The 18,271-nt window shown below is 52.7% G+C and carries 17 protein-coding genes; 8 read left to right on the forward strand and 9 right to left on the reverse strand.

From position 1 onward, the window contains the following. Positions 1-49: 49 nt before the first annotated feature. The 7 genes from GBK04_RS22945 to GBK04_RS22975 form a co-directional block, all read right to left on the reverse strand. A complete protein-coding gene (locus tag GBK04_RS22945) occupies positions 50-1,339 on the reverse strand; it encodes a sensor histidine kinase (protein WP_152763760.1) in 1,290 nt (429 codons plus the stop codon). Then, positions 1,336-2,706 carry a sigma-54-dependent transcriptional regulator gene (locus GBK04_RS22950; RefSeq protein ID WP_152763762.1) on the reverse strand — a complete coding sequence of 457 codons (1,371 nt, stop codon included), beginning with the start codon at positions 2,704-2,706 and terminating at the stop codon, positions 1,336-1,338. The genes GBK04_RS22945 and GBK04_RS22950 overlap by 4 nt, the downstream gene beginning before the upstream one ends. 128 nt (positions 2,707-2,834) lie before the next feature. Next, entirely contained in the window at positions 2,835-4,031 is a 1,197-nt protein-coding gene (locus tag GBK04_RS22955) for an ABC transporter permease (protein ID WP_152763765.1), read from the reverse strand. A 50-nt stretch (positions 4,032-4,081) separates the two neighbouring features. After that, positions 4,082-5,323, reverse strand: a complete 1,242-nt coding sequence (locus GBK04_RS22960; RefSeq protein ID WP_152763767.1) for an ABC transporter permease — start codon at positions 5,321-5,323, stop codon at positions 4,082-4,084. A gap of 78 nt (positions 5,324-5,401) precedes the next feature. Then, entirely contained in the window at positions 5,402-6,064 is a 663-nt protein-coding gene (locus tag GBK04_RS22965; RefSeq protein ID WP_152763768.1) for an ABC transporter ATP-binding protein, read from the reverse strand. A gap of 17 nt (positions 6,065-6,081) precedes the next feature. Next, entirely contained in the window at positions 6,082-7,524 is a 1,443-nt protein-coding gene (locus GBK04_RS22970) for a TolC family protein (RefSeq protein WP_152763770.1), read from the reverse strand. Positions 7,525-7,532: 8 nt separating this feature from the next. Next, on the reverse strand, positions 7,533-8,780 hold the full coding sequence (locus GBK04_RS22975) for an efflux RND transporter periplasmic adaptor subunit (protein WP_152763772.1): 1,248 nt from the start codon (positions 8,778-8,780) through the stop codon (positions 7,533-7,535). 349 nt (positions 8,781-9,129) lie between these two features. Between GBK04_RS22975 and GBK04_RS22980 the strand changes: the two genes are divergently transcribed. The 6 genes from GBK04_RS22980 (at position 9,130) to GBK04_RS23005 (ending at position 14,485) form a co-directional block, all read left to right on the forward strand. Further along, positions 9,130-10,329: a sensor histidine kinase gene (locus GBK04_RS22980; protein WP_152763774.1), complete on the forward strand. Its 1,200-nt coding sequence runs from the start codon at positions 9,130-9,132 to the stop codon at positions 10,327-10,329. Beyond that, positions 10,301-11,101 carry a LytR/AlgR family response regulator transcription factor gene (locus GBK04_RS22985; protein ID WP_152763776.1) on the forward strand — a complete coding sequence of 267 codons (801 nt, stop codon included), beginning with the start codon at positions 10,301-10,303 and terminating at the stop codon, positions 11,099-11,101. The genes GBK04_RS22980 and GBK04_RS22985 overlap by 29 nt, the downstream gene beginning before the upstream one ends. Before the next feature lie 124 nt (positions 11,102-11,225). Continuing rightward, on the forward strand, positions 11,226-12,545 hold the full coding sequence (locus GBK04_RS22990) for a glycosyltransferase (RefSeq protein WP_152763778.1): 1,320 nt from the start codon (positions 11,226-11,228) through the stop codon (positions 12,543-12,545). Next, the gene (locus GBK04_RS22995) at positions 12,536-13,003 is read left to right on the forward strand and encodes an anthrone oxygenase family protein (protein WP_152763780.1); all 468 of its coding nucleotides are present in this window, start codon (positions 12,536-12,538) and stop codon (positions 13,001-13,003) included. Before GBK04_RS22990 ends, GBK04_RS22995 begins: the two co-directional genes overlap by 10 nt. Positions 13,004-13,128: 125 nt before the next feature. Beyond that, positions 13,129-13,629, forward strand: a complete 501-nt coding sequence (locus GBK04_RS23000; RefSeq protein WP_152763782.1) for a lipocalin family protein — start codon at positions 13,129-13,131, stop codon at positions 13,627-13,629. Between the two features lie 109 nt (positions 13,630-13,738). Beyond that, positions 13,739-14,485 (forward strand): carboxypeptidase regulatory-like domain-containing protein, encoded by a 747-nt coding sequence (locus GBK04_RS23005; protein ID WP_152763784.1) that lies wholly within the window; start codon positions 13,739-13,741, stop codon positions 14,483-14,485. A gap of 81 nt (positions 14,486-14,566) precedes the next feature. On the opposite strand, the gene GBK04_RS23010 is transcribed toward GBK04_RS23005, so the two are convergent. After that, positions 14,567-15,346: a carboxypeptidase-like regulatory domain-containing protein gene (locus GBK04_RS23010; protein ID WP_373331246.1), complete on the reverse strand. Its 780-nt coding sequence runs from the start codon at positions 15,344-15,346 to the stop codon at positions 14,567-14,569. 2 nt (positions 15,347-15,348) lie between these two features. Further along, the gene (locus GBK04_RS23015) at positions 15,349-15,978 is read right to left on the reverse strand and encodes a YceI family protein (RefSeq protein WP_152763788.1); all 630 of its coding nucleotides are present in this window, start codon (positions 15,976-15,978) and stop codon (positions 15,349-15,351) included. Positions 15,979-16,264: 286 nt separating this feature from the next. Between GBK04_RS23015 and GBK04_RS23020 the strand changes: the two genes are divergently transcribed. Both GBK04_RS23020 and GBK04_RS23025 read left to right on the forward strand, forming a co-directional pair. Further along, a complete protein-coding gene (locus GBK04_RS23020) occupies positions 16,265-17,674 on the forward strand; it encodes a dicarboxylate/amino acid:cation symporter (RefSeq protein ID WP_152763790.1) in 1,410 nt (469 codons plus the stop codon). A gap of 99 nt (positions 17,675-17,773) precedes the next feature. Continuing rightward, positions 17,774-18,199, forward strand: coding sequence for a YybH family protein (locus GBK04_RS23025; RefSeq protein WP_152763791.1), 426 nt, complete (start codon positions 17,774-17,776; stop codon positions 18,197-18,199). Positions 18,200-18,271 lie beyond the last annotated feature (72 nt).

The following is an 18,271-nucleotide window of genomic DNA, read 5'->3' on the forward strand; positions in this document are numbered from 1 at the left end:
AGTTCTAGTTTACATGAGTATTTCATGCCGAGGTTATTCAGATAAAGTCTCAAAATTCCACTACAAACTCCGTCCACCCATCTTCTCCCGTCTTCAACGAAAACGCAAATCCGTGGTTGACCAGAATCTCGCGGCTAAGGGTGAGGCCGATGCCCTGTCCGTCGGGCTTGCTGCTGTAGAAGGGATTGAAAAGCTGGATGGATTGTTCAGTGGAAATGGGTTTGCCATTGTCACGGACGGCCAGTTGGTGCGGGGCCAACATAAGCTCCACCCGTTGCCCTGCGTCGCAGGCTTCGATGGCGTTTTTGATCACATTGACCAGTACCTGCTCCATCTGCCCGGCATCGGCCCGAAGGGGTACCTCAGATTCGATGGGTGTAAAACTTAAGGAAATGCCTTTTCCTTCGGCGAAGGACTGCATAAAAAGTGCCACATCCTGAACCAGCTGACCAAAATCAATGGGTTCGCGGGTGGGGGAGGGTAGGCGTACCACATCGGCAAAATTCCGCATGAAGCGGGTGAGGCGCTGGTTTCGTTCGGAGGCGATGCGCAAGGCTTCGTTCAACTCGGCGTATTCGTCGGTATCCAGAAAATTCCGCGTTGTTTGCAGGATCGAATCGGTGGCGCCCAGGGTGTTGTTTACTTCGTGGGCCATCATCCGAATCACTTTTCCGTAGGCTTTCTTTTCTGATTCCAGTAGTTCAGCGGTCAGTTCTTCAATCATCAGAAACGACCGCCTGAACCCCTGATCCATAAAGTGCGAGCGCTGTACCTTATACGTTTCCACGCCATTGGTTTTCACGATTCTGGAATCACCGTCGGCCAGGGTACCTAGTTCGGCCAGCAGGGCTAGTCCGGTTTCTTCGAGGGTTTTGCCGAATAAATTTTCAGAGGGTACCTTGAAGAGTATCTGCGCCTTTGCATTGAGAGACGCAATGCGATCGTCGAAGTCGAGGATAATGATGGAAATGGGCGAGGCGGCGATAAGCTTTTCCAGAAAATAATGCTGTTCGTTGAGTTTGGTGCGTTCTTCGCGCAGCTGGTCAATCATCAGATTGTACACTTCGATGAGCGTATCTACCTCGCCCTTCCCGGTCGGGACAAACTTGATCGTAAAATCCTTGTCCTTGATGGCTTCAATGCCGGATTTGACAAATTCGTTGGGTCGCATAAAGTTCTGATAAATCCGAATGGAAAAAACGATTGAAACGAGCAGGAACACCTCGGAAGCGATAAACAGTACCTTATCCTGAAACAGTACCTTGTACACCAGAAAAATAAGTACCCCGTGGAGCGTGGTCAGAAACAGGATGTACTGGGTTCGGGTAGACCACTTCATACGTCGGTGGTGTCATAGGCGATCCCGTACTTTTCGAGCCGCCGGTACAGGGCGAAGCGCGTGATACCCAGCGAGCGGGCTACTTTGGACACCTTGTTCTGATGGAATTCCATGGCGCGGCGGATCATCTGATACTCCATTTCTTCAAGAGTCAGGGTACCTACCTCCGGCAGACTGCGGGCGGCGGTGCTGACGGGGGAAGTGATATTTTTTTGGAAATCGGCTACGTCGAGTTCGTCCTGTCCCGAAAGCAGTACGGTACGCTCCACGGTATTTTTAAGTTGACGGATATTCCCCGGCAGTGGCAGGGTTTTCAGCCACCGGGATGCCGTAGGACTCAGGCGCAGCCCCGGCCGCTGGTAAATGGTTTTTAGGTTATTGATAAAAAACTCGGCCAGCAGCGGGATGTCGTCGGGGCGCTCGCGCAGGGTGGGGAGCTTGACGGTGATCAGGTTGATGCGGTAATAGAGATCTTCCCGAAAGGTACCCTGGGCTACCATTTCTTCTAGATTCCGGTTGGTGGCGCAAATTACCCGCACGTCTACGGTGCGGCTTTTGCTGCTGCCCAAAGGCTCAAAGGAACGCTCCTGCAGCACCCGCAGCAACTTGACCTGGCTGGACAGATCCAGTTCGCCGATCTCGTCCAGAAAGATGGTACCCCGATGGGCCAGTTCGAAGCGACCGGTGCGGTCGGTTTTAGCGTCGGTAAATGCCCCGCGCACGTGGCCGAACAGTTCGCTCTCAAACAGTGTGGACGAAATGCCGCCCAGGTTGACTTTCACAAAAGGGGCCCGTTTGCGCCGACTGTTGAGATGGATGGCCTCGGCGATGAGCTCCTTGCCCGTGCCGCTCTCGCCCGTGATGAGTACCGGCGCGTCGGTGGGCGCCACCCGGCCCACGGTTTCCAGGACGTCCAACAGGCGCGGGTCGCGGCCTACGATGTTGTCGAGCTGGTATTTCTGGTCGAGCTGTCGTCGGGTCGAGGAGGGCGGGGCCGGTTCAGTAAGATTGAGCAGGGTATGGATGGATTGGACCAGGTGCTCGTTGTTCCAGGGTTTGGTAATAAAGTCCCGCGCGCCCTCTTTCATGCCTTGCACGGCCAACTCGATGGAACCCCAGCCAGTAATGAGAATTACCGGGATATTCGGGTCAAATTGCCGGATTCGTCGTAATAGCGCCATGCCTTCCACGCCCGAGGTTTCGATCGAGAAGTTGAGGTCCAGCAGAATGAGCTGGGGTACCTCTAGCTGCAAAACTTCAAACGTCTCCGTTGGCGAAGCCGCGCCTTTCACGCTGAATCCGGCCTTTTTCAAAAGCAGACTCAGGGAAGTTCGAATGGCTACGTCGTCGTCAACGATGAGGATCATATTTGGAAGGTCAAAAGGTTAACGGTGAAGGGTCAACGGAAGATGTTTTTGTTTGCTTGCGCTGTTCATTAGTATTAAGTGCAAAATAGTTTCCTTAACCTTTTGACCATTCACCGTAAACCCAAAGTTTACTCTTCATGCAGCGCGGTGGCTGGATGGATGCGGGCGGCCTGTTGGCTGGGGTACCAGGCGCAGAGGGTTACGATGACAAAGATAATAACCACGGCGGCGAGTATGGCGACGATATACACTCCGGCCGCAAAATCAAACACATTCAACAACGGAAACTGCACGGCGAACAGCAACCCGAGGAGAATGCTGAATGCCGCCAGCACCCACATTTCGCCCAGAAACTGCGTGGTAACCCGACTTTCGGTAGCCCCCATGGCGCGGCGCAAGCCGATTTCGCTCCTACGGCGGGCGATATTCAGATTCAAAATCCCGAATAAACCCAGCGCTACATTCGTGAGCAGAAATACACTGATAATAAGAAAGATAATGACCGGTACCAGTACCAGGTTATGACGATTGGCACGCGATTCGGTCAGGTAGCTCACTTCGATGCTCCAGCCGGGTACCATGGCGGCGAGGTCTTTGACCAGTTTTGCTTCAAAAGTAGCGTCGGTACCGGGTTTGGTTTTGATCAGGATATTCTTATTCCACTGGTCGTCTTTATCGAACAGCATGAATATGGCTGGATTGTCGGACATGTACTCGCCTTTAGCTTTGAACTTGTCTACTACACCCACTACTCGCTGGGTGGTCTTCTGCCCTTCTTCTTTCTTTTCGGTTTCATAATTTCTTTCTCCCAGCACTTTGCCCAGTGGATTCTCGTCTCCGAACAACTTGTCCTGCAATTTCTTATTGATCACCACCGGAACGGACTTGGAAACCCGGTCTTCGGGACGGTACCATCGCCCGGCCAACAGAGGTAGGTCGAGAGTTTTGCTGAACTCTTCGTCGGTATAGTAGTTGTCGGCCATGGTAGATACCTTATGGTAGTTGATACTATTATTCATGGTATTAGCCGAAAAAGGCGTATTACTGCTCATGCGGGTGGCCGATTCTACCTGCCGGTAGGAGCGGATTCGCTGCATGATCTGATTGTTTTTTTCGGCAATGGCAGTTGTGTCCTGATTGTTATTCAGGTCCAGTACCCACACATTTTCATATTCGAACCCAATAGGCTCGAGGTAGTTGCTGATGTTGTACACGATGAGGGAAAGTACCCCGAAAAGGACCATGAAGGAAGCCCATATTTCGATGATGAGCAGGGAGTGGCTACCCTTTTTATTCCAGATGAGTTTGAAAAGATGACGTAGCATAATCTGATATGAGATATGAATGATGAGATAGGGGCGGACGCCGCGCGGTTTTAGGATTTAAGGGCGTCCACGATTTTGAGTTTGGACATGCGCAGGGCAGGAAGTACTCCCGACAGCAGACCGAACACCAGACAGACCGCGATGCTGGCCGCGAAGACGGGAAAATTAATGGTCAGATCAGCATAGGCAATCCAGCCGCTGTTGTTGATCAGCGTGATGATCAGGAAAGTCAGTAGCAGGGCAAAGAATCCTCCAATGAAGGTGATGAAGATATTCTCGATGATGAATTGCCAAAGCAGCGCTTTGGCGGGCGCGCCGAATGCTTTTCGAACGCCGATTTCGGAAGCCCGTTCCATAATCCGGCTCACGTTGACATTCACCAGGTTGATAGCGGGTAGGCCCATGAGCATCAGCATCAGAAAGATGATGATCGAGTAGACAATGGTGGTTCGGGCGCCGTCCAGGAACACACCCGCAAAATCGTCCAGGTAGGGGTTAGCTTCGGTCTTCATTTCGTGGAAAGTGAACCCATTATCGGTTTGGGGCAGGGGTATTTTGCCCACCGTGCTGGCGTATTCGTCCCGGATGGCCGGCAGGTCATGTTCGTCTTTGGCCAACACGATCGCCAGAAAACCACCCCGCATGGCCTTGTCCTGGTAGTTGCTTTTGGGCGCAGTGTACGGGAAATATACGTCGCCGTAGGTGTAGGGACGCGTGACGGGACTACCCTGAACTACCCCAATGACACGGTAATTAATGGATTCGATGTCAATGTATTTGCCGATAGCCGAAGCTCCGTCGTCTTCAAAGTACTGCTTGCGCAGATCATCCGTAATGACCACCACATGGTCGCCATTGTTGATGTTTTGTTCGGTAAAAGGCTTGCCATCCAGAAACTTAAAGTCAGTGACCCGCCAGAAATCGGCGTCGGTGTACTTGGTGTTGAGCTTGATGCGCTTCCCGTTGATGTACGTATTGGCAAAACCGAAAATAGTCGCGATGCCGACCCGTTCGGGAGTTTTGAGGCTTTTTGCGTAGGTCTTCAAAAAGTTAAAACTCATAGGCCCCATATTCCGGCCCTGGTGCGTAGTGTCCCGTTGTTCCAGGCGCGTAATGTACAACGACCGATTGCGATTGGTTTCGGGATAATGCGACCCTAACACGTGATCGAGAAAAGAGGTGAGTACCATCAGTACCGTCAGCGTGAGGCTGATGCCAAAGAGAGTGATGAAGGTATAGAACGGATGCCGCAGCAGTACCTTCCAGGCGATTTTTATATAGTTTAAGATCATGGCTATAATAATAGTTGACAGTTGACAATGGACCGGTACACCGGGGCGGGTTGACAGTTTTTTGGAAGTTGTCAAATATCATTGTACCTGAGTACCGTCGAAGAGGCGGACGAGGCGGTGGGTCTGTTTGGCCATGGCGTCGTCGTGGGTCACCATCACGATGGTAGCGCCATCCTCATTCAGCTTTTTCAGAATGCTCAAAATCTCGTTACCCATCACACTGTCCAGATTTCCCGTCGGTTCGTCGGCCAGGATAATTTCGGGTCGGCCCACGATGGCCCGGGCAATGGCCACGCGCTGCTTTTGACCGCCGGAGAGTTGTTTGGGAAAATGCTTCATCCGGTTGCTGAGCCCTACCTTTTCGAGCGCTTCCTGGGCTAGCTCGCGGCGTTGTTTGGCCGAACTGGTCCGGTACAGCAGTGGTATTTCCACGTTATCCAGCACCGAAAGGTCATTGATCAAGTGAAAACTCTGGAAAATAAAGCCCAGCTTCTGGTTGCGCAGGTGCGCCAGTTCCTTGTCGCGGTAACTTTCCACTCGGCTGCCATCGATCTCGATGGTACCTTGGGAGGGCTCATCCAGCAGTCCCATGATGTTGAGCAGGGTACTTTTCCCGCAGCCCGAAGGGCCCATGATGGAGATAAACTCACCCTTCTTAACATTGAGATTGATGTTGTTAAGGGCCAGCGTTTCGATCGAGCTGGTTCGGTAAACTTTTTCGACATTCTGTAATTTAATCATGGCTTGTTTTGAGGTGGTTATTGGATTTTATTGTTTTTTTCGAAATCATACAACGTGAGTAGCCGCAGGCTGTAATACGCCTGCCAGTAGTCGCGCAGGGCCAGGATGTAGTCCCGGCGGGCGCGGTCTTTCTCCTGCATGGCGATGCCGAGGTCGGTTACGCTCAGGTTTCCCAGTATGAACCGGTCCTGGGCAATCTGGTAGCGATTGGCGGCAATGCTGTCGGTGAGTCGGGTCAATTTCACCTGTTTCTGTAGCATTTGAAAGAGCGTCACCTGGGTGAATATTTCCTGCTCGAAAGTGAGCCGGTCCTGCTCTACCGATTGCTGGGCAAATTCCCGGTTGGCTTTGGCAATTTCGATCCGGGCCTTGTTTCTGCCCCAGGTCATGATGGGCAGGGTGAATTGCAACTGCACAAATTCCCGGTCCTGGGGATCCATATAGATGTCACCCGGCCGGGTACCCTGATTGGAAAAACCGAAAGAGGCTTCCAGTAAGGCGTTCAGGCCTATTTCTTTTTTTTCGCGCAGTGCGTCGCGTTCCGCCTCAAGGAGGCGCCTCCGGAACGCAATGGCATCGGCGCGGTTGGCGAAGGCTTCATCCAGGGCACGTTGGGGATCAATGGCAAATTCATGGGCTTCCTGTGGAATTTCGAGCGCCACCGCCCGCTCATCGCGCAAGCTGAGGTACATTTTCAGCCGCAACGACGCGACGGCCGTAGCCTGTTGCGCCGAGGCTAAATCTTTTTCGGCGGTAAGTACCCCCATTTGCAATTGCAGGAGGTCGTTTTGCGAAATTTTCCCCAGTTCCAATTTATGCTGCGCAATCTGGTAGAGTGTGTCATTGTTGCTGCGGTTTTTTTCGGCAATCTGCAGGTTGACCTGCGCGATCAAAAGGTCGAAATAGTAGCCCGTGGCGTTCAGGGCCACCTCCTCACGCGCAGAAAAGAACTGTTGATTGCCCTCCTGGTATTTGAGCGGTTCGATTTCCCGGCTCCACTTCATTTCGTTGAACCGAAAGAGCGGTTGGGCGAACCCGATTCCGAAGGGGATACCGTTGTAGCGGGTGGTATTGCGGGCAAAGTCGTCGAATCGCTGCAATTGCTTCTGCACGAAAATTGTGCCGCCCGTAAGGGCAATGTTCTGGGTCAGGGCGAGGTTGAGCAGCGAATTGTTGTTGGAAACGGGTTGAAAGGAAATGGTACCATCCGGCTGTTGTACCTCGATGTAAGAGCGCGTAAAACCGGGTAGGGTACCATTCAGGCTCAGTTGCGGCTTGAAGTCCGCGATGAACGAACGGTACTGCCACTCGTTGGTGTTCTTGCGGGTGGCGGCCTGCTTGGCGGCGATGGATTGCTCACGCGCCAGGTTCACCACTTCCTTCAGGGTATAATGCTGCGTCTGGGCGAAGGAAAAATGGCTTTGAATTAAAAGCAAGAGTATGGGAAGAAGTTTTTTCATGGCGCGAATCAGTTTTTGATGGTGATTTCTTCCAGATGCTCGTACTGATTCATGTCCGTCAGAATCACTTTTTCGCCCGCTTGCAGTCCGCTTTTGATCTCTACAAAATCGAAATTCGACAGCCCTACTTCCACTTCACGGCGGATTGCTTTGCCGGCCTGCGCCACATACACATACTGCTTCCGCTTACCCGTAAACGCCGGGCCGTTGGCTACCCGCAGCGTGTTGGCGCTCCGGTCGGTGACCACGTACACATCGACCTTCATGTTGGGGCGCAGCGATTCGGAACGCGCATTATCCAGTTGTACCACAAAACCAATGACCCCATCCTTCACGGCGGGCTTCACCTGTGTGATGGTACCCCGCAGGGTGGAATCGTTGACCTTGATCACTACCGGAAGCCCGGCTTTCACCTGATCGGCGTACACATCGGAGCAGGAGCCTTCCACCCGGAAACTGCCCAGATCGGCTACTTTGGCCAGCATTTCGCCTTCGTTTACGGCGGAGCCGATGTTCTCGTTGACCCAGGTAAGTACCCCCTTGCGATCGGCCACGATGTCGGCCATGCGGAGTTTATGCTGCAATTCTTTCAGATTCTTGCTTTCGATCTGGGCGCCCAGTTCGGTTTCGCGCAGGCTGGCGCCCATCGACTGCCGGTTGTAGGCCAGGTCGTTTTCGAGTTGCTGTTTTTCCAGTTGGGCGATTTTGAGGGCATTTTCGGCGCGGGTGATATCCTCTTGGGTACCCCCCCCGACCTTCGTCAGTCGCTGGGCATCTTCCAGGTCGGCTTTCAATTTATTAATGTTCAGTAGTTTGATTTTATCGCTGATCTCGGCGTCGTACAGGTTTTTGTCCAGCTTCATGCGGAGTTGTTCGATGCTGTTTTTCTTCAAAGCCAGCTGATCTTCGTAGCGCTCGAATTCGATCTGCGTCAGCGATTTATCCAGCTCTACAATAGGCTGGCCGGGTTCGATGCGGGTACCCGGTGTGAGTAGTACCTGCTTGATGACCGCCCGGATGGGACTGGTGATGATTTGCTCGTAGGCCGGAATGACCTCGCCCGTGGCGTTCAGGGTGTTTTCTACATCGCCGCGTTGCACGGTACCCGTCCTGATCCGGTTGGCTTCGATGGTGCTGCTGAGGGATTTTCTGAAAAAATAGATACTGGCCGCCAACAGTAACACAGCGCCCATGCCGATGATCCACCGACGGGTACGGGTACTTTTGAGGTGGTCGGCTGATACTTCGCGATCCATACGTGAGGGTAGATTTATTGATTATTTTTCATGGCTAATTTTGTATAGAAGATGATAAGATCATGCCAGTGTTTAATATATTGTTTATCAGTGTATTATAAAATTTTTGGCTACTAAAAGGCGTGCGAAATCGCACAGCTTGTGCCAAAGCGAACGACCAGGAACGTCGGTAATTACTTTGAGTGAATTTCCTTGAAAAATGACGGTGAGAAAATTCAGGAAAAAAGACTTTTATCGTTTGAATCGTAAAAAGGGGGCTTGGGATTGTATTAAGCGCGGCTGATAAAAAAACCATTTTTCAATAAAAGGTACCCTCCTTAAATTTACCGAACCGTTTACCCCGACATCCATGAACCGTTTTATCGAACGCCTGCTGCAACAAGCGGGCATCTCCATTTCTCACCGCGAATTCTGGCGCTACGCCCTGATATTCTGGGGGATTCTGGCCATCATTTCCTACATCCAGAACACCCTGGTGTGGCTGATCGCCAGCAGTCAGAACATGTACTTTTCCGAGTCGGCGCAGTGGCTGGTTACCTACCTGATGTGGCTGGGTTTTACGCCCCTGATCCTGTACGCCGCCCAACGGTTCCCGATCCGGCTGGCCACCACGCAGTGTCGGTGGCCGCGTACCATATTGATCCATGTGCTCATCGCATCGGCCTTGGGACTGCTGGTGGCGGCGGTATCGTACGGCCTGGTACGCCCCTTGCACGCCTATGAAACGGGTACCTGGATGAAACCGGGTACCATCATGCTCTGGTTTTTTTATTCCTATTCGCTCAGTGTAATCACCTACCTGCTGGTGGTGTTAGGGTACAGCATCATTGTCAGTGGACGCCAGTTCCAGGCTTTGCAGGAACAAAACCACGCCTACGAACTGAAAAATGAACAATTAAAGACCAACCTGGCCGACGCCCGGCTGCAATCGCTGAAAATGCAGCTGAATCCGCATTTCCTGTTCAATACCCACCACGCCATTGTGAGCCTGATGCTGGAAAACGACACCCGCAAAGCCATCGACATGGTGATGGCGCTGAGCGATTTGCTGCGGGGTGTGCTGAACCGCCAGAACGATAATTTCCTGCCCCTGCGGGACGAACTGAACCTGACCCGGCAGTACCTGGCGATCCAGCAAATCCGCTTCCAGGACCGCCTGCGCATCGAGTACGACATCGATCCCAGTACCGAAGGAGCCCAGGTACCCCAACTCCTGCTGCAACCTTTGGTCGAGAATGCCATTACCCACGGAACCGCGGCCATGACGGGCGACACGCTGATTCGCATTACCACTCGGAAAATAGGAGAGAAAATCCAGATTACGGTGTACGACAACGGAATCGGCAGCAACGCCCGGTCTAGCCGCAAAGGCTCCGGCTTGGGACTGCTCAACACCCGCTCGCGCCTCAGCCAGGCTTATGGTGAAGCCGCCCAATTTGTCTTCGACCAACCGCCCGGCGGGAGTACCCAGGTCACGGTGACGTTTCCCTGCCAGCCTACCTCATTAACCAGCCCCACCCATGACAACCTATCGCTCGCTTATCATTGACGATGAGCCCCTGGCCCGCCGGGTCATCCGTACTTTTCTGCAAACGGATTCCTCCATTTGTGTGCTCGACGAAGCCGGAAATGGCTCGGAGGCAGTCATCAAGATTCTCCAGCACCGCCCCGACCTGATTTTTCTGGACATCCAGATGCCCGAACTGGATGGATTCGAGGTGCTCAAAGAGATCTGGCCGCACCACCAGCCGTTTGTGGTGTTCACAACCGCCTACGACCAGTACGCTTTGCGCGCTTTCGAGGTCAATGCCATCGACTATTTGTTAAAGCCTTTCAATGAGGTGCGGTTTCACCAGGCGCTGGGACGGGCGCAGGAACGACTTACCCAGCAGAAGCAACCCCGGATCGAAGCGCTGGTGAGCCAGTTGCTAGCCGAACAGGCCGCCCAACCCCGGGGAGCCTACCTGCAGCGGATTCTGGTCAAGGAAACGGGACGGATGTACCTGGTGAAGACCGAAGACATTAGCTATTTGGATGCCGACGGGAATTACATAACCCTGCATACCGTCAACCGGGGCGACCGGAACGCGGGAACGGAACGCCATACCATCTATGAAAGCCTGACCAGTCTGGAGACCAAACTCGATCCGGCCGAATTTGTGCGCATCAACCGCTCCTACATCGTCAACCTCAACTATATCGATACGGTCGAAACCTACTTCAACGGGGAGTATATCGTGCACATGAAAACCGGACAACAACTCAAATGGACGCGAAACTACCGCGAGAGTTTGAAGGCTTTTTATGCCAAATCGAGTTGAATACCCGTGCGGGATGAGGATAGATTTGCTTTGGGATAATGGTTATGTGGCTTCGGATAAAAAGAGGGGAAGGAAGGTAGGGTAGGGTATTTATTTTGGAAAAATCAATTTTCACTTTTCCAATATGATACAGAAAAAAATCCTCTTCGCCACCATGCCCATGGATGGCCACCTCAAACCGCTTACCGGCTTGGCGGTTCACCTCAAAAAGCAGGGCTATGATGTCCGCTGGTACAGCGGCCCCAGCTACGCCTCGGCCATCAGAAAACTCTCGATTCCGTATTTTTCTTTTCGTCTCGCCAAGGAGATCAACCAGGACAATCTGGAGCGTGAGTTGCCCGAGCGCCAAAAGATCAAAGGTACGGTCAACCGTTTGCGTTTCGATATGGAACACATTTTCCTACGCCGCATTCCGGAATTCATCGAAGACCTGAAGCACATCCGGGAAAGTTTCCCTTTCGATTTGGTGGTGTGCGATGTACTCTTTGCCGCTTCACCCTTTATCAGACCGATTTTTGGCGTGCCCGTGGCGGCGGCAGGCATTGCTCCGTTGGGTGAGAGTTCCGGGGATCTGCCGCCGGCCGGCATGGGACTGGAGCCTGCCCAGGGGTTTTGGGGCCGACGCCGACAGGATTTTTTGCGGCTGGTGAGCCAGGAAATTCTTTTCAAGCCGTGCACCCGAATTTTTAACCAATACCTCAGAGAGTACGGACTTCGACCGGCCGATCGCCTCTTTTTCGATGCCCTGGTGCGGCGCGTGGACGTGTATTGGCAGAGTGGCGTGCCGGGGTTCGAGTACTTCCGTTCCGAAATCAGCCCCAACGTACAATTCGTGGGACCGTTGCTGCCTCATCCTGCCGAAGGCCTTCCAACGATCCCCGATGGCATTGATTTCGCCGACTACAGTCGCATCGTGCTGGTGACGCAGGGTACCGTAGAACGCAATCCGGAAAAACTGCTGGTACCCTCGATATCAGCCTTTACAGAGGACCCTGCGACGCTGGTAATCGTTACTACTGGTGGTTCCTTTACCGAAGAGTTGCGAAAGCGTTTTCCGCAAAAAAATATCCAGATCCACGATTTCATCGACTTCGCCGCAATTATGCCCATGGCCGATGTTTTTGTGACGAATGCGGGGTACGGAGGCGTACTGATGGCGGCCCGCCATGGCTTACCGATGGTAGTCGCCGGGGTACACGAAGGGAAATCCGAAATTGCGGCCCGGGTCAATTACTTCCGGTTGGGAATTAGTCTCAAAACCGAAAGGCCCGGCGTCGGGCAAGTCCGTGAGGCGGTGGAGTCTGTCTTGAAAGATTCGAGCTACCGCCGCAAGGCCGAACAACTTAGCCGGGAATTTCAGGCCTATAACCCGAACCTGCTTTGCCAGGAATCCATCGAAAAATTACTCATTCCTACCCCCAAACTCCCCGCACTATGGCCTTAAAAATAGCTCAGTTTATCCAGCTTCTGCTGCTGTGCGTTATCGCCGGGCAAGCGTTTTTTTATCTTATCGGAGGTACCGCGGGAGTGCGCAATGTATCGGTTGGTACCTTCATCGAGCAGCGGAAAGCCATTGACGTTGTGATTGTGCCTGCATTGAAACTCATTTACTTATTGAGTGCCGCGAGCGGATTTACCGCCATGGTACTATTGCAAAAGCAAAGCGATCGTTTACCGTTTATACTCTCGGCTCTAGCGTGGGCTCTGGTACTGATTGATATGGCCATTGCTGTCCGAGGCAACGTACCTCTGAACCGGCAGATGCAGGACTGGAGCCCGGCGTCCCATCCGAGCGACTGGGCCCGCGTGCGTGACCGGTGGCTCACCTACCTGCATTGGCGGCAGGCATGCAGCATCACCGCGCTCCTGTGCTTGCTGGTCGGCCTTTTCACACAAATATAGCCGCCGCTGAACCGGAAAATCAGAAGCTCAAATAGCCAAAACCCCGCTTCGGATAAGTACCCCAATGGCTTTCACAAGCATTGGTTTGTTTTGCTATCCAAAACAAACCAATAAATCTAAAAAGTATGAAAGCCATGAAAAAACTGCGGTCAGGAAGCCTTGGGGCACTTCTGTTCGTTTCCCTGCTTACGCTGAATGCCTGTAAAACGGACAAATCGGAGGTCAAGCCCGATGATGGCGTTCCGGTCTTTGTTGACAAGAAATGGGCTACGGTATCCAGCACCGTCAGCCCGAAAATCGACCTCGACGGCGATGGTACCCCGGACGAGGATTTGTTTGCCCCGGTACCCGACTGTGAAAAGGATGATATGATCCTGATGCAGCGCGATGGGAAGTACTTCCTGGACAACGGCGAAAAAAAGTGCAACGCCACCGATCCCGCGTCGGAACAGCTTGGTACCTGGAAGTATACTGCCGCCACCAAAACCATCCTGATTAGCGATACGGAAGGCAACGAGCAGCATTGGCTCGTACTGGAAAGTACCGCCACCCGGCTCAAAATGCAGAATACTACGGCAATACAAGATACCAACTACACGCTGACCGTTGTGATGAAAGCCAACTGAATCCCGACGTATCCACGCCCTTCGTTCGAGCCGAGAAACTAGTCTCGGCCCGAACGAAGGGCGGCTACCTGGTGCCCTACCTCATTTTATTTTTCAATACGAATCAGCCATGAAAAAACAACTAATTCTATTTTTGCTCGCAGCGGTGCTATTCGTTGCCTGCAAGCCTGCCGGAGAAGCTGACGACCTATCACCCCAGAAAGGCTACGTTTCGGGTAAAGTAACCGACAGCAAAGGCCAGCCGATCAGCAATGCCTTTGTGTTTATCAGCAGCACGGGGCCCTATTCCAGCGGTGCTTCGGTGCATACCGATGCCCAGGGCAAGTACCGGATCAAAATGGATTACGGCACCTACCGCATCTACGCCACCTTCGAAAAAGAGTTTGCCGGGAAACTGTACGAGATACAACTAAAACCGGATAATTCGGATAGTTTTTCCGTTGAGGACAGCCCGGTAATTGATTTTAAATGGGTTTTGACGGGCAAGAAACCCATACCCTTGCAGGGCTACTTCGGGGGGTACATCGGTCTGTATCAGGGTGAAACCAATATTCCCAAGAATGAAGTTGAATTCACCTTCACTCCGCTGGAACTGATCGATGGCAGCACGCTGGCACAACCCCTCGTATTGAGGCCCGGCGAGGTGAGTACCCAGTACCTCGAAGATCTGCCGCTGGGTCGCTACACGGTAAAAGCTACCCACAAACCCCTGGGAGGGGGTACCCCAAGGACCCTCTTCCTCAAAAATAGAGATACCAACCAGACCAGCGCCTCAAATGGTACCATAAGCCTGGATTTCAAACCCGAATCGGCGGGATGGTACCGGGCCAACATTGAATATTACGAGGCTGAATGAGTAAATGAAAAGTACTTGCGCTCATAAAAAAGCCCCGCCGGAATCTCCGGCGGGGCTTTTTTGGTAATCGATTCGTAGCCTTCAAGGCTCGCTGTATTCCACGAACATGCAGTTGGTACACGACCAGTAGGGAATTTCTCCGAAGAAGTCCATCGTGACCGCGCCATCGGCCGCGTAGGTACCATTCACCCGATTACGAAGTTTGAGCCGGGTACCTGTTGGCTTGTACACTGCCGTGATCCGGTAGCGCCCGATGGGTACATCGGGGATGCGGCCGTAGTACGTATCGTAGGGCAACACCAGCGTTTTACCGGTAGAGCCGTCGATGAGCGGCCCGACGGGCGTAAAGGTAAACTCAATGTTTTCCGCATCGTAAGGGCCTTTGCCCACTTCGTTGCTCACTTCCACCGAACCCCCGTAGAAGGCACCGGGATTATCGGGTTTTTCGCCCGAAAGCCGCCACTCGAAATTACGCACGGCACCATCCTGACCGGCAAATGCATTAGGATTGTCCGGCGCCAGGTCGAGGAGGTAACTCTTTCCGTTGTACATCCGCCTGATTTCGGCCGTAGCCTGGTAGGTGCCGGTGGGCGTTTTGACCCGGTACTCCCCTTTAGCATCGGTGTTGGTAAGCAGATTGGAGTTGTAAAATAGGGTGTTGTCAATCACAATTTCCACGCCTTCCAGCGGCTTGCCCTGCGCGTCCACCGCTTTGCCCACCACGTAGCCGGGGGTAGGTTTGCCCGGATCGGCTGTGCCGGGGTCGGGAGTCGAGGTTTGACAACTGGCCCCTAGTAGCGACATCGTGAGCAGCGCGCCCAGGAAAGCGCGCTGCGTTTTTTGCATATTCTTTTTGTTCATGGCTATAAGGTCTCCTGCTTGCGTTTCCCGATCAGTTTCAGATGAATGTCCATGTTCGGCAGGATGTTCTGCTCGGCGGGCAAGGTAGAGTCGGCGGCGTAGGCCATGCCCCATTTTGTCCGGTCCACTTTCAAGGTGGCATCTACGGTAAGCTGATCGTTGTTGATCCCGATTTTAGCCGGAAACACCACTGGATTGCTTTTACCCAGCATCGTCAGTTCGCCACTCACCAGGTGCGTGGCACCCGCTATGCCTTCGCTACCCTTATAGGGTGCTACGCTGGCGATGACATACGTGATGTTGGGATGCAAAGCCATGTTGAAGAAATCGGGACTTTGCAAGTGGTGGACCAACTGGTGTTTGAGCGAATCCACGGGTAGGTTGAAATTGACGATGGACGACACAGGAATCGTGAACGAGCCGCCCGTCACTTGTCCGTCCTTTACTTTGAGTTGGTCGCTCTTGACGGTGATGGCTCCTTCGTTGAAATAGCCCGTCCGGAGGTACCCTTTCCATTCGGCGACGGATTTTTGCTCGTCGAGCTGGTAGTCGTCGGGCGACACGGGATCGGTGTGGCAGCTCCAGACCAAGCCCGAGACGAGGATGAACGCGGAAATGATGGTTTTTTTCATGGCTTTTTAAATTTTTAATGAGAATAAATTGGAAAACATCAATTCATGGTCTGAATTGACGGCGCGAAGATGGACATCCGCAGCCCCCGAAGCAGTGTTTGTTGTGCGGGCTGCATGATCCACTATTCCAAATGCTCTTTTGGCTATGCGAAGAACAGCCAAGGTTTTATTGGGTGGCTTTAGAAAATAGGTCTAATAAATATTGTTCTGACAATAGCAGGTACCGATGTGCTTTTTCCTTATGTTTACTCTCCGAAAACCTCCATAACACCACTTCTTGTACTTTATGAAGAAAAACATTACGCTCATCAATTGGGGTCTGGTGACGGTAGCGGCCGTCGCCACTTGCCTGAACGAATACAACCTGATTGCCATTCCCGAAAGTGTGCTGCTGGTGTTGCGCTGGCTGGCCATCGCTGGTCTGCTGGCCTATGCCTTTGTGAAGCAGAGTCTTACCACGTCCATTATCGTGGCTATGGTGGTAGGAACCGAGATTGGCTACGACTATCCGGAGGTAGCTACCAACCTGCGATTCCTGCGGCAGATATTCCTGCGCATGATCAAGACCATCATTGCGCCGCTGCTGTTCGCAACCCTGGTGGCGGGCATCGCCGGGCACTCTGATCTCAAGCAGGTAGGCCGCATGGGCTGGAAATCGCTGCTGTATTTTGAGGTAGTCACTACGATCGCGCTGTTTATCGGACTCTTTTTTGCCAACTTTTTCCAGCCCGGCGCGGGCCTTACGGCTCCGGCCAGCTTCAGCGGTGAACTGCCCAAAGTGGAGGCCCAAACCTGGCAGGACATCATTCTCCATATTTTTCCCGAAAACCTGGCCAAATCCATCTACAACGGCGAAGTGTTGCAGGTGGTGATTTTCAGTGTGTTATTCGGCGTGAGCCTGGCGTTGCTGCCTGCGGCCAAGAAACAGAAGTTCGTCAATGGCGTTGAATTGCTGGCGGAGGTGATGTTCAAGTTTACCAAACTCGTGATGCTGTTCGCACCGATTGGGGTAGGGGCGGCTATCGCCGAAACCGTAGGCCACATGGGCATCGATGTATTGAGCAACCTGGCCATGCTGTTGGTAACGCTCTATTGCGCATTGCTGGCTTTCATCCTGCTGGTGCTGGTTCCGGTGGCGCTATTTGTTAGGGTACCCATTATCAAATTCGCCAAAAACATTGCCGAGCCCGTTTCCATCGCCTTTGCTACCACGAGTTCGGAGGCGGCCCTACCCAAGGCCATGGAGAAAATGGAGCAATTCGGGGTACCCCGGCAGATCGTGTCGTTTGTGATGCCGACCGGGTACAGCTTCAACCTCGACGGCTCTACGCTGTACCTGTCGTTGGCAACCATTTTTGTGGCCCAGGCCGCCGGAATTGATTTTCCCATCGGCCAGCAGATTGGCATGGTGTTCCTGCTGATGCTCACGAGCAAGGGCGTAGCGGGTATCCCGCGCGCTACCTTGGTGATATTGCTGGGGGCAGTGGCCAGTTTCGGGCTGCCCGAGTGGCCGGTACTACTCATCATGGGCATCGACGAACTTATGGATATGGCCCGTACGTCGGTCAATGTGATTGGCAACTGCCTGGCTACGACTGTAATCGGGCGCTGGGAAGGCGAGCTCGACGACGCTAAGATGCAGGCTTCCGACCGCATCGTAGAGGAAGATGTGGTAGAGGAAATACTGGAGCATTAAGGGTTAGTTTATAAAAGAGTTCGGTCGTGTATTGTCGCTCCGTTTTCGGGGTGCTGCCTCATGGATCAAATTGTTCGTTTGTAATTTAGTTTATGTCTTATGTCAAACGGAGAGGAAATCCGTCAGTTGATTACTGAACAGGCCGAAGCCATTCGGAAAAAGGATATTGAGGCTGCCATGGCACAATACGCAAAAGATATCGTTTCTTTCGATGTGATCGATTCATTACAAAAAAAGGGGATTGAAGCTTGTCGCGAACGGTTGGAATCCTGGCTGTCTCAATTTCCTGGACCTTTTGCCTACGAAATCGAACAGCTCACTGTCCTAGCTGGTGAAGAGGTAACCTATTGTCATTCAATGAATCACGTGAAGGGAGCCCGTGCTACCGGCGAAGTAATCGATATGCGGTGGCGGGCCACGGTATGCTATTCCAAAACGGATGGAGTATGGCTCATTACGCATGAGCATAGTTCTGTGCCTTTTGATGTAGAAAGTGGCAAAGCACTGACCAGCCTTACGGCCTGATGTGTCACTAGAAAATCCGATAGTTTACTTCAAGAACAAACACGCTTGGCTGCATCCTTTGTGAACAGGTAC

This window comes from Salmonirosea aquatica (assembly GCF_009296315.1).
Classification (GTDB): Bacteria; Bacteroidota; Bacteroidia; order Cytophagales; family Spirosomataceae; genus Salmonirosea; species Salmonirosea aquatica.

What these genes read in the sequence shown, in the direction of transcription:
- GBK04_RS22945 (WP_152763760.1), bottom strand. Translation starts at nt 1,339, where the DNA reads ATGAAGTGGTCTACCCGAACCCAGTACATCCTGTTTCTGACCACGCTC.
- GBK04_RS22950 (WP_152763762.1), bottom strand. Translation starts at nt 2,706, where the DNA reads ATGATCCTCATCGTTGACGACGACGTAGCCATTCGAACTTCCCTGAGT.
- GBK04_RS22955 (WP_152763765.1), bottom strand. Translation starts at nt 4,031, where the DNA reads ATGCTACGTCATCTTTTCAAACTCATCTGGAATAAAAAGGGTAGCCAC.
- GBK04_RS22960 (WP_152763767.1), bottom strand. Translation starts at nt 5,323, where the DNA reads ATGATCTTAAACTATATAAAAATCGCCTGGAAGGTACTGCTGCGGCAT.
- GBK04_RS22965 (WP_152763768.1), bottom strand. Translation starts at nt 6,064, where the DNA reads ATGATTAAATTACAGAATGTCGAAAAAGTTTACCGAACCAGCTCGATC.
- GBK04_RS22970 (WP_152763770.1), bottom strand. Translation starts at nt 7,524, where the DNA reads ATGAAAAAACTTCTTCCCATACTCTTGCTTTTAATTCAAAGCCATTTT.
- GBK04_RS22975 (WP_152763772.1), bottom strand. Translation starts at nt 8,780, where the DNA reads ATGGATCGCGAAGTATCAGCCGACCACCTCAAAAGTACCCGTACCCGT.
- GBK04_RS22980 (WP_152763774.1), top strand. Translation starts at nt 9,130, where the DNA reads ATGAACCGTTTTATCGAACGCCTGCTGCAACAAGCGGGCATCTCCATT.
- GBK04_RS22985 (WP_152763776.1), top strand. Translation starts at nt 10,301, where the DNA reads ATGACAACCTATCGCTCGCTTATCATTGACGATGAGCCCCTGGCCCGC.
- GBK04_RS22990 (WP_152763778.1), top strand. Translation starts at nt 11,226, where the DNA reads ATGATACAGAAAAAAATCCTCTTCGCCACCATGCCCATGGATGGCCAC.
- GBK04_RS22995 (WP_152763780.1), top strand. Translation starts at nt 12,536, where the DNA reads ATGGCCTTAAAAATAGCTCAGTTTATCCAGCTTCTGCTGCTGTGCGTT.
- GBK04_RS23000 (WP_152763782.1), top strand. Translation starts at nt 13,129, where the DNA reads ATGAAAGCCATGAAAAAACTGCGGTCAGGAAGCCTTGGGGCACTTCTG.
- GBK04_RS23005 (WP_152763784.1), top strand. Translation starts at nt 13,739, where the DNA reads ATGAAAAAACAACTAATTCTATTTTTGCTCGCAGCGGTGCTATTCGTT.
- GBK04_RS23010 (WP_373331246.1), bottom strand. Translation starts at nt 15,346, where the DNA reads ATGAACAAAAAGAATATGCAAAAAACGCAGCGCGCTTTCCTGGGCGCG.
- GBK04_RS23015 (WP_152763788.1), bottom strand. Translation starts at nt 15,978, where the DNA reads ATGAAAAAAACCATCATTTCCGCGTTCATCCTCGTCTCGGGCTTGGTC.
- GBK04_RS23020 (WP_152763790.1), top strand. Translation starts at nt 16,265, where the DNA reads ATGAAGAAAAACATTACGCTCATCAATTGGGGTCTGGTGACGGTAGCG.
- GBK04_RS23025 (WP_152763791.1), top strand. Translation starts at nt 17,774, where the DNA reads ATGTCAAACGGAGAGGAAATCCGTCAGTTGATTACTGAACAGGCCGAA.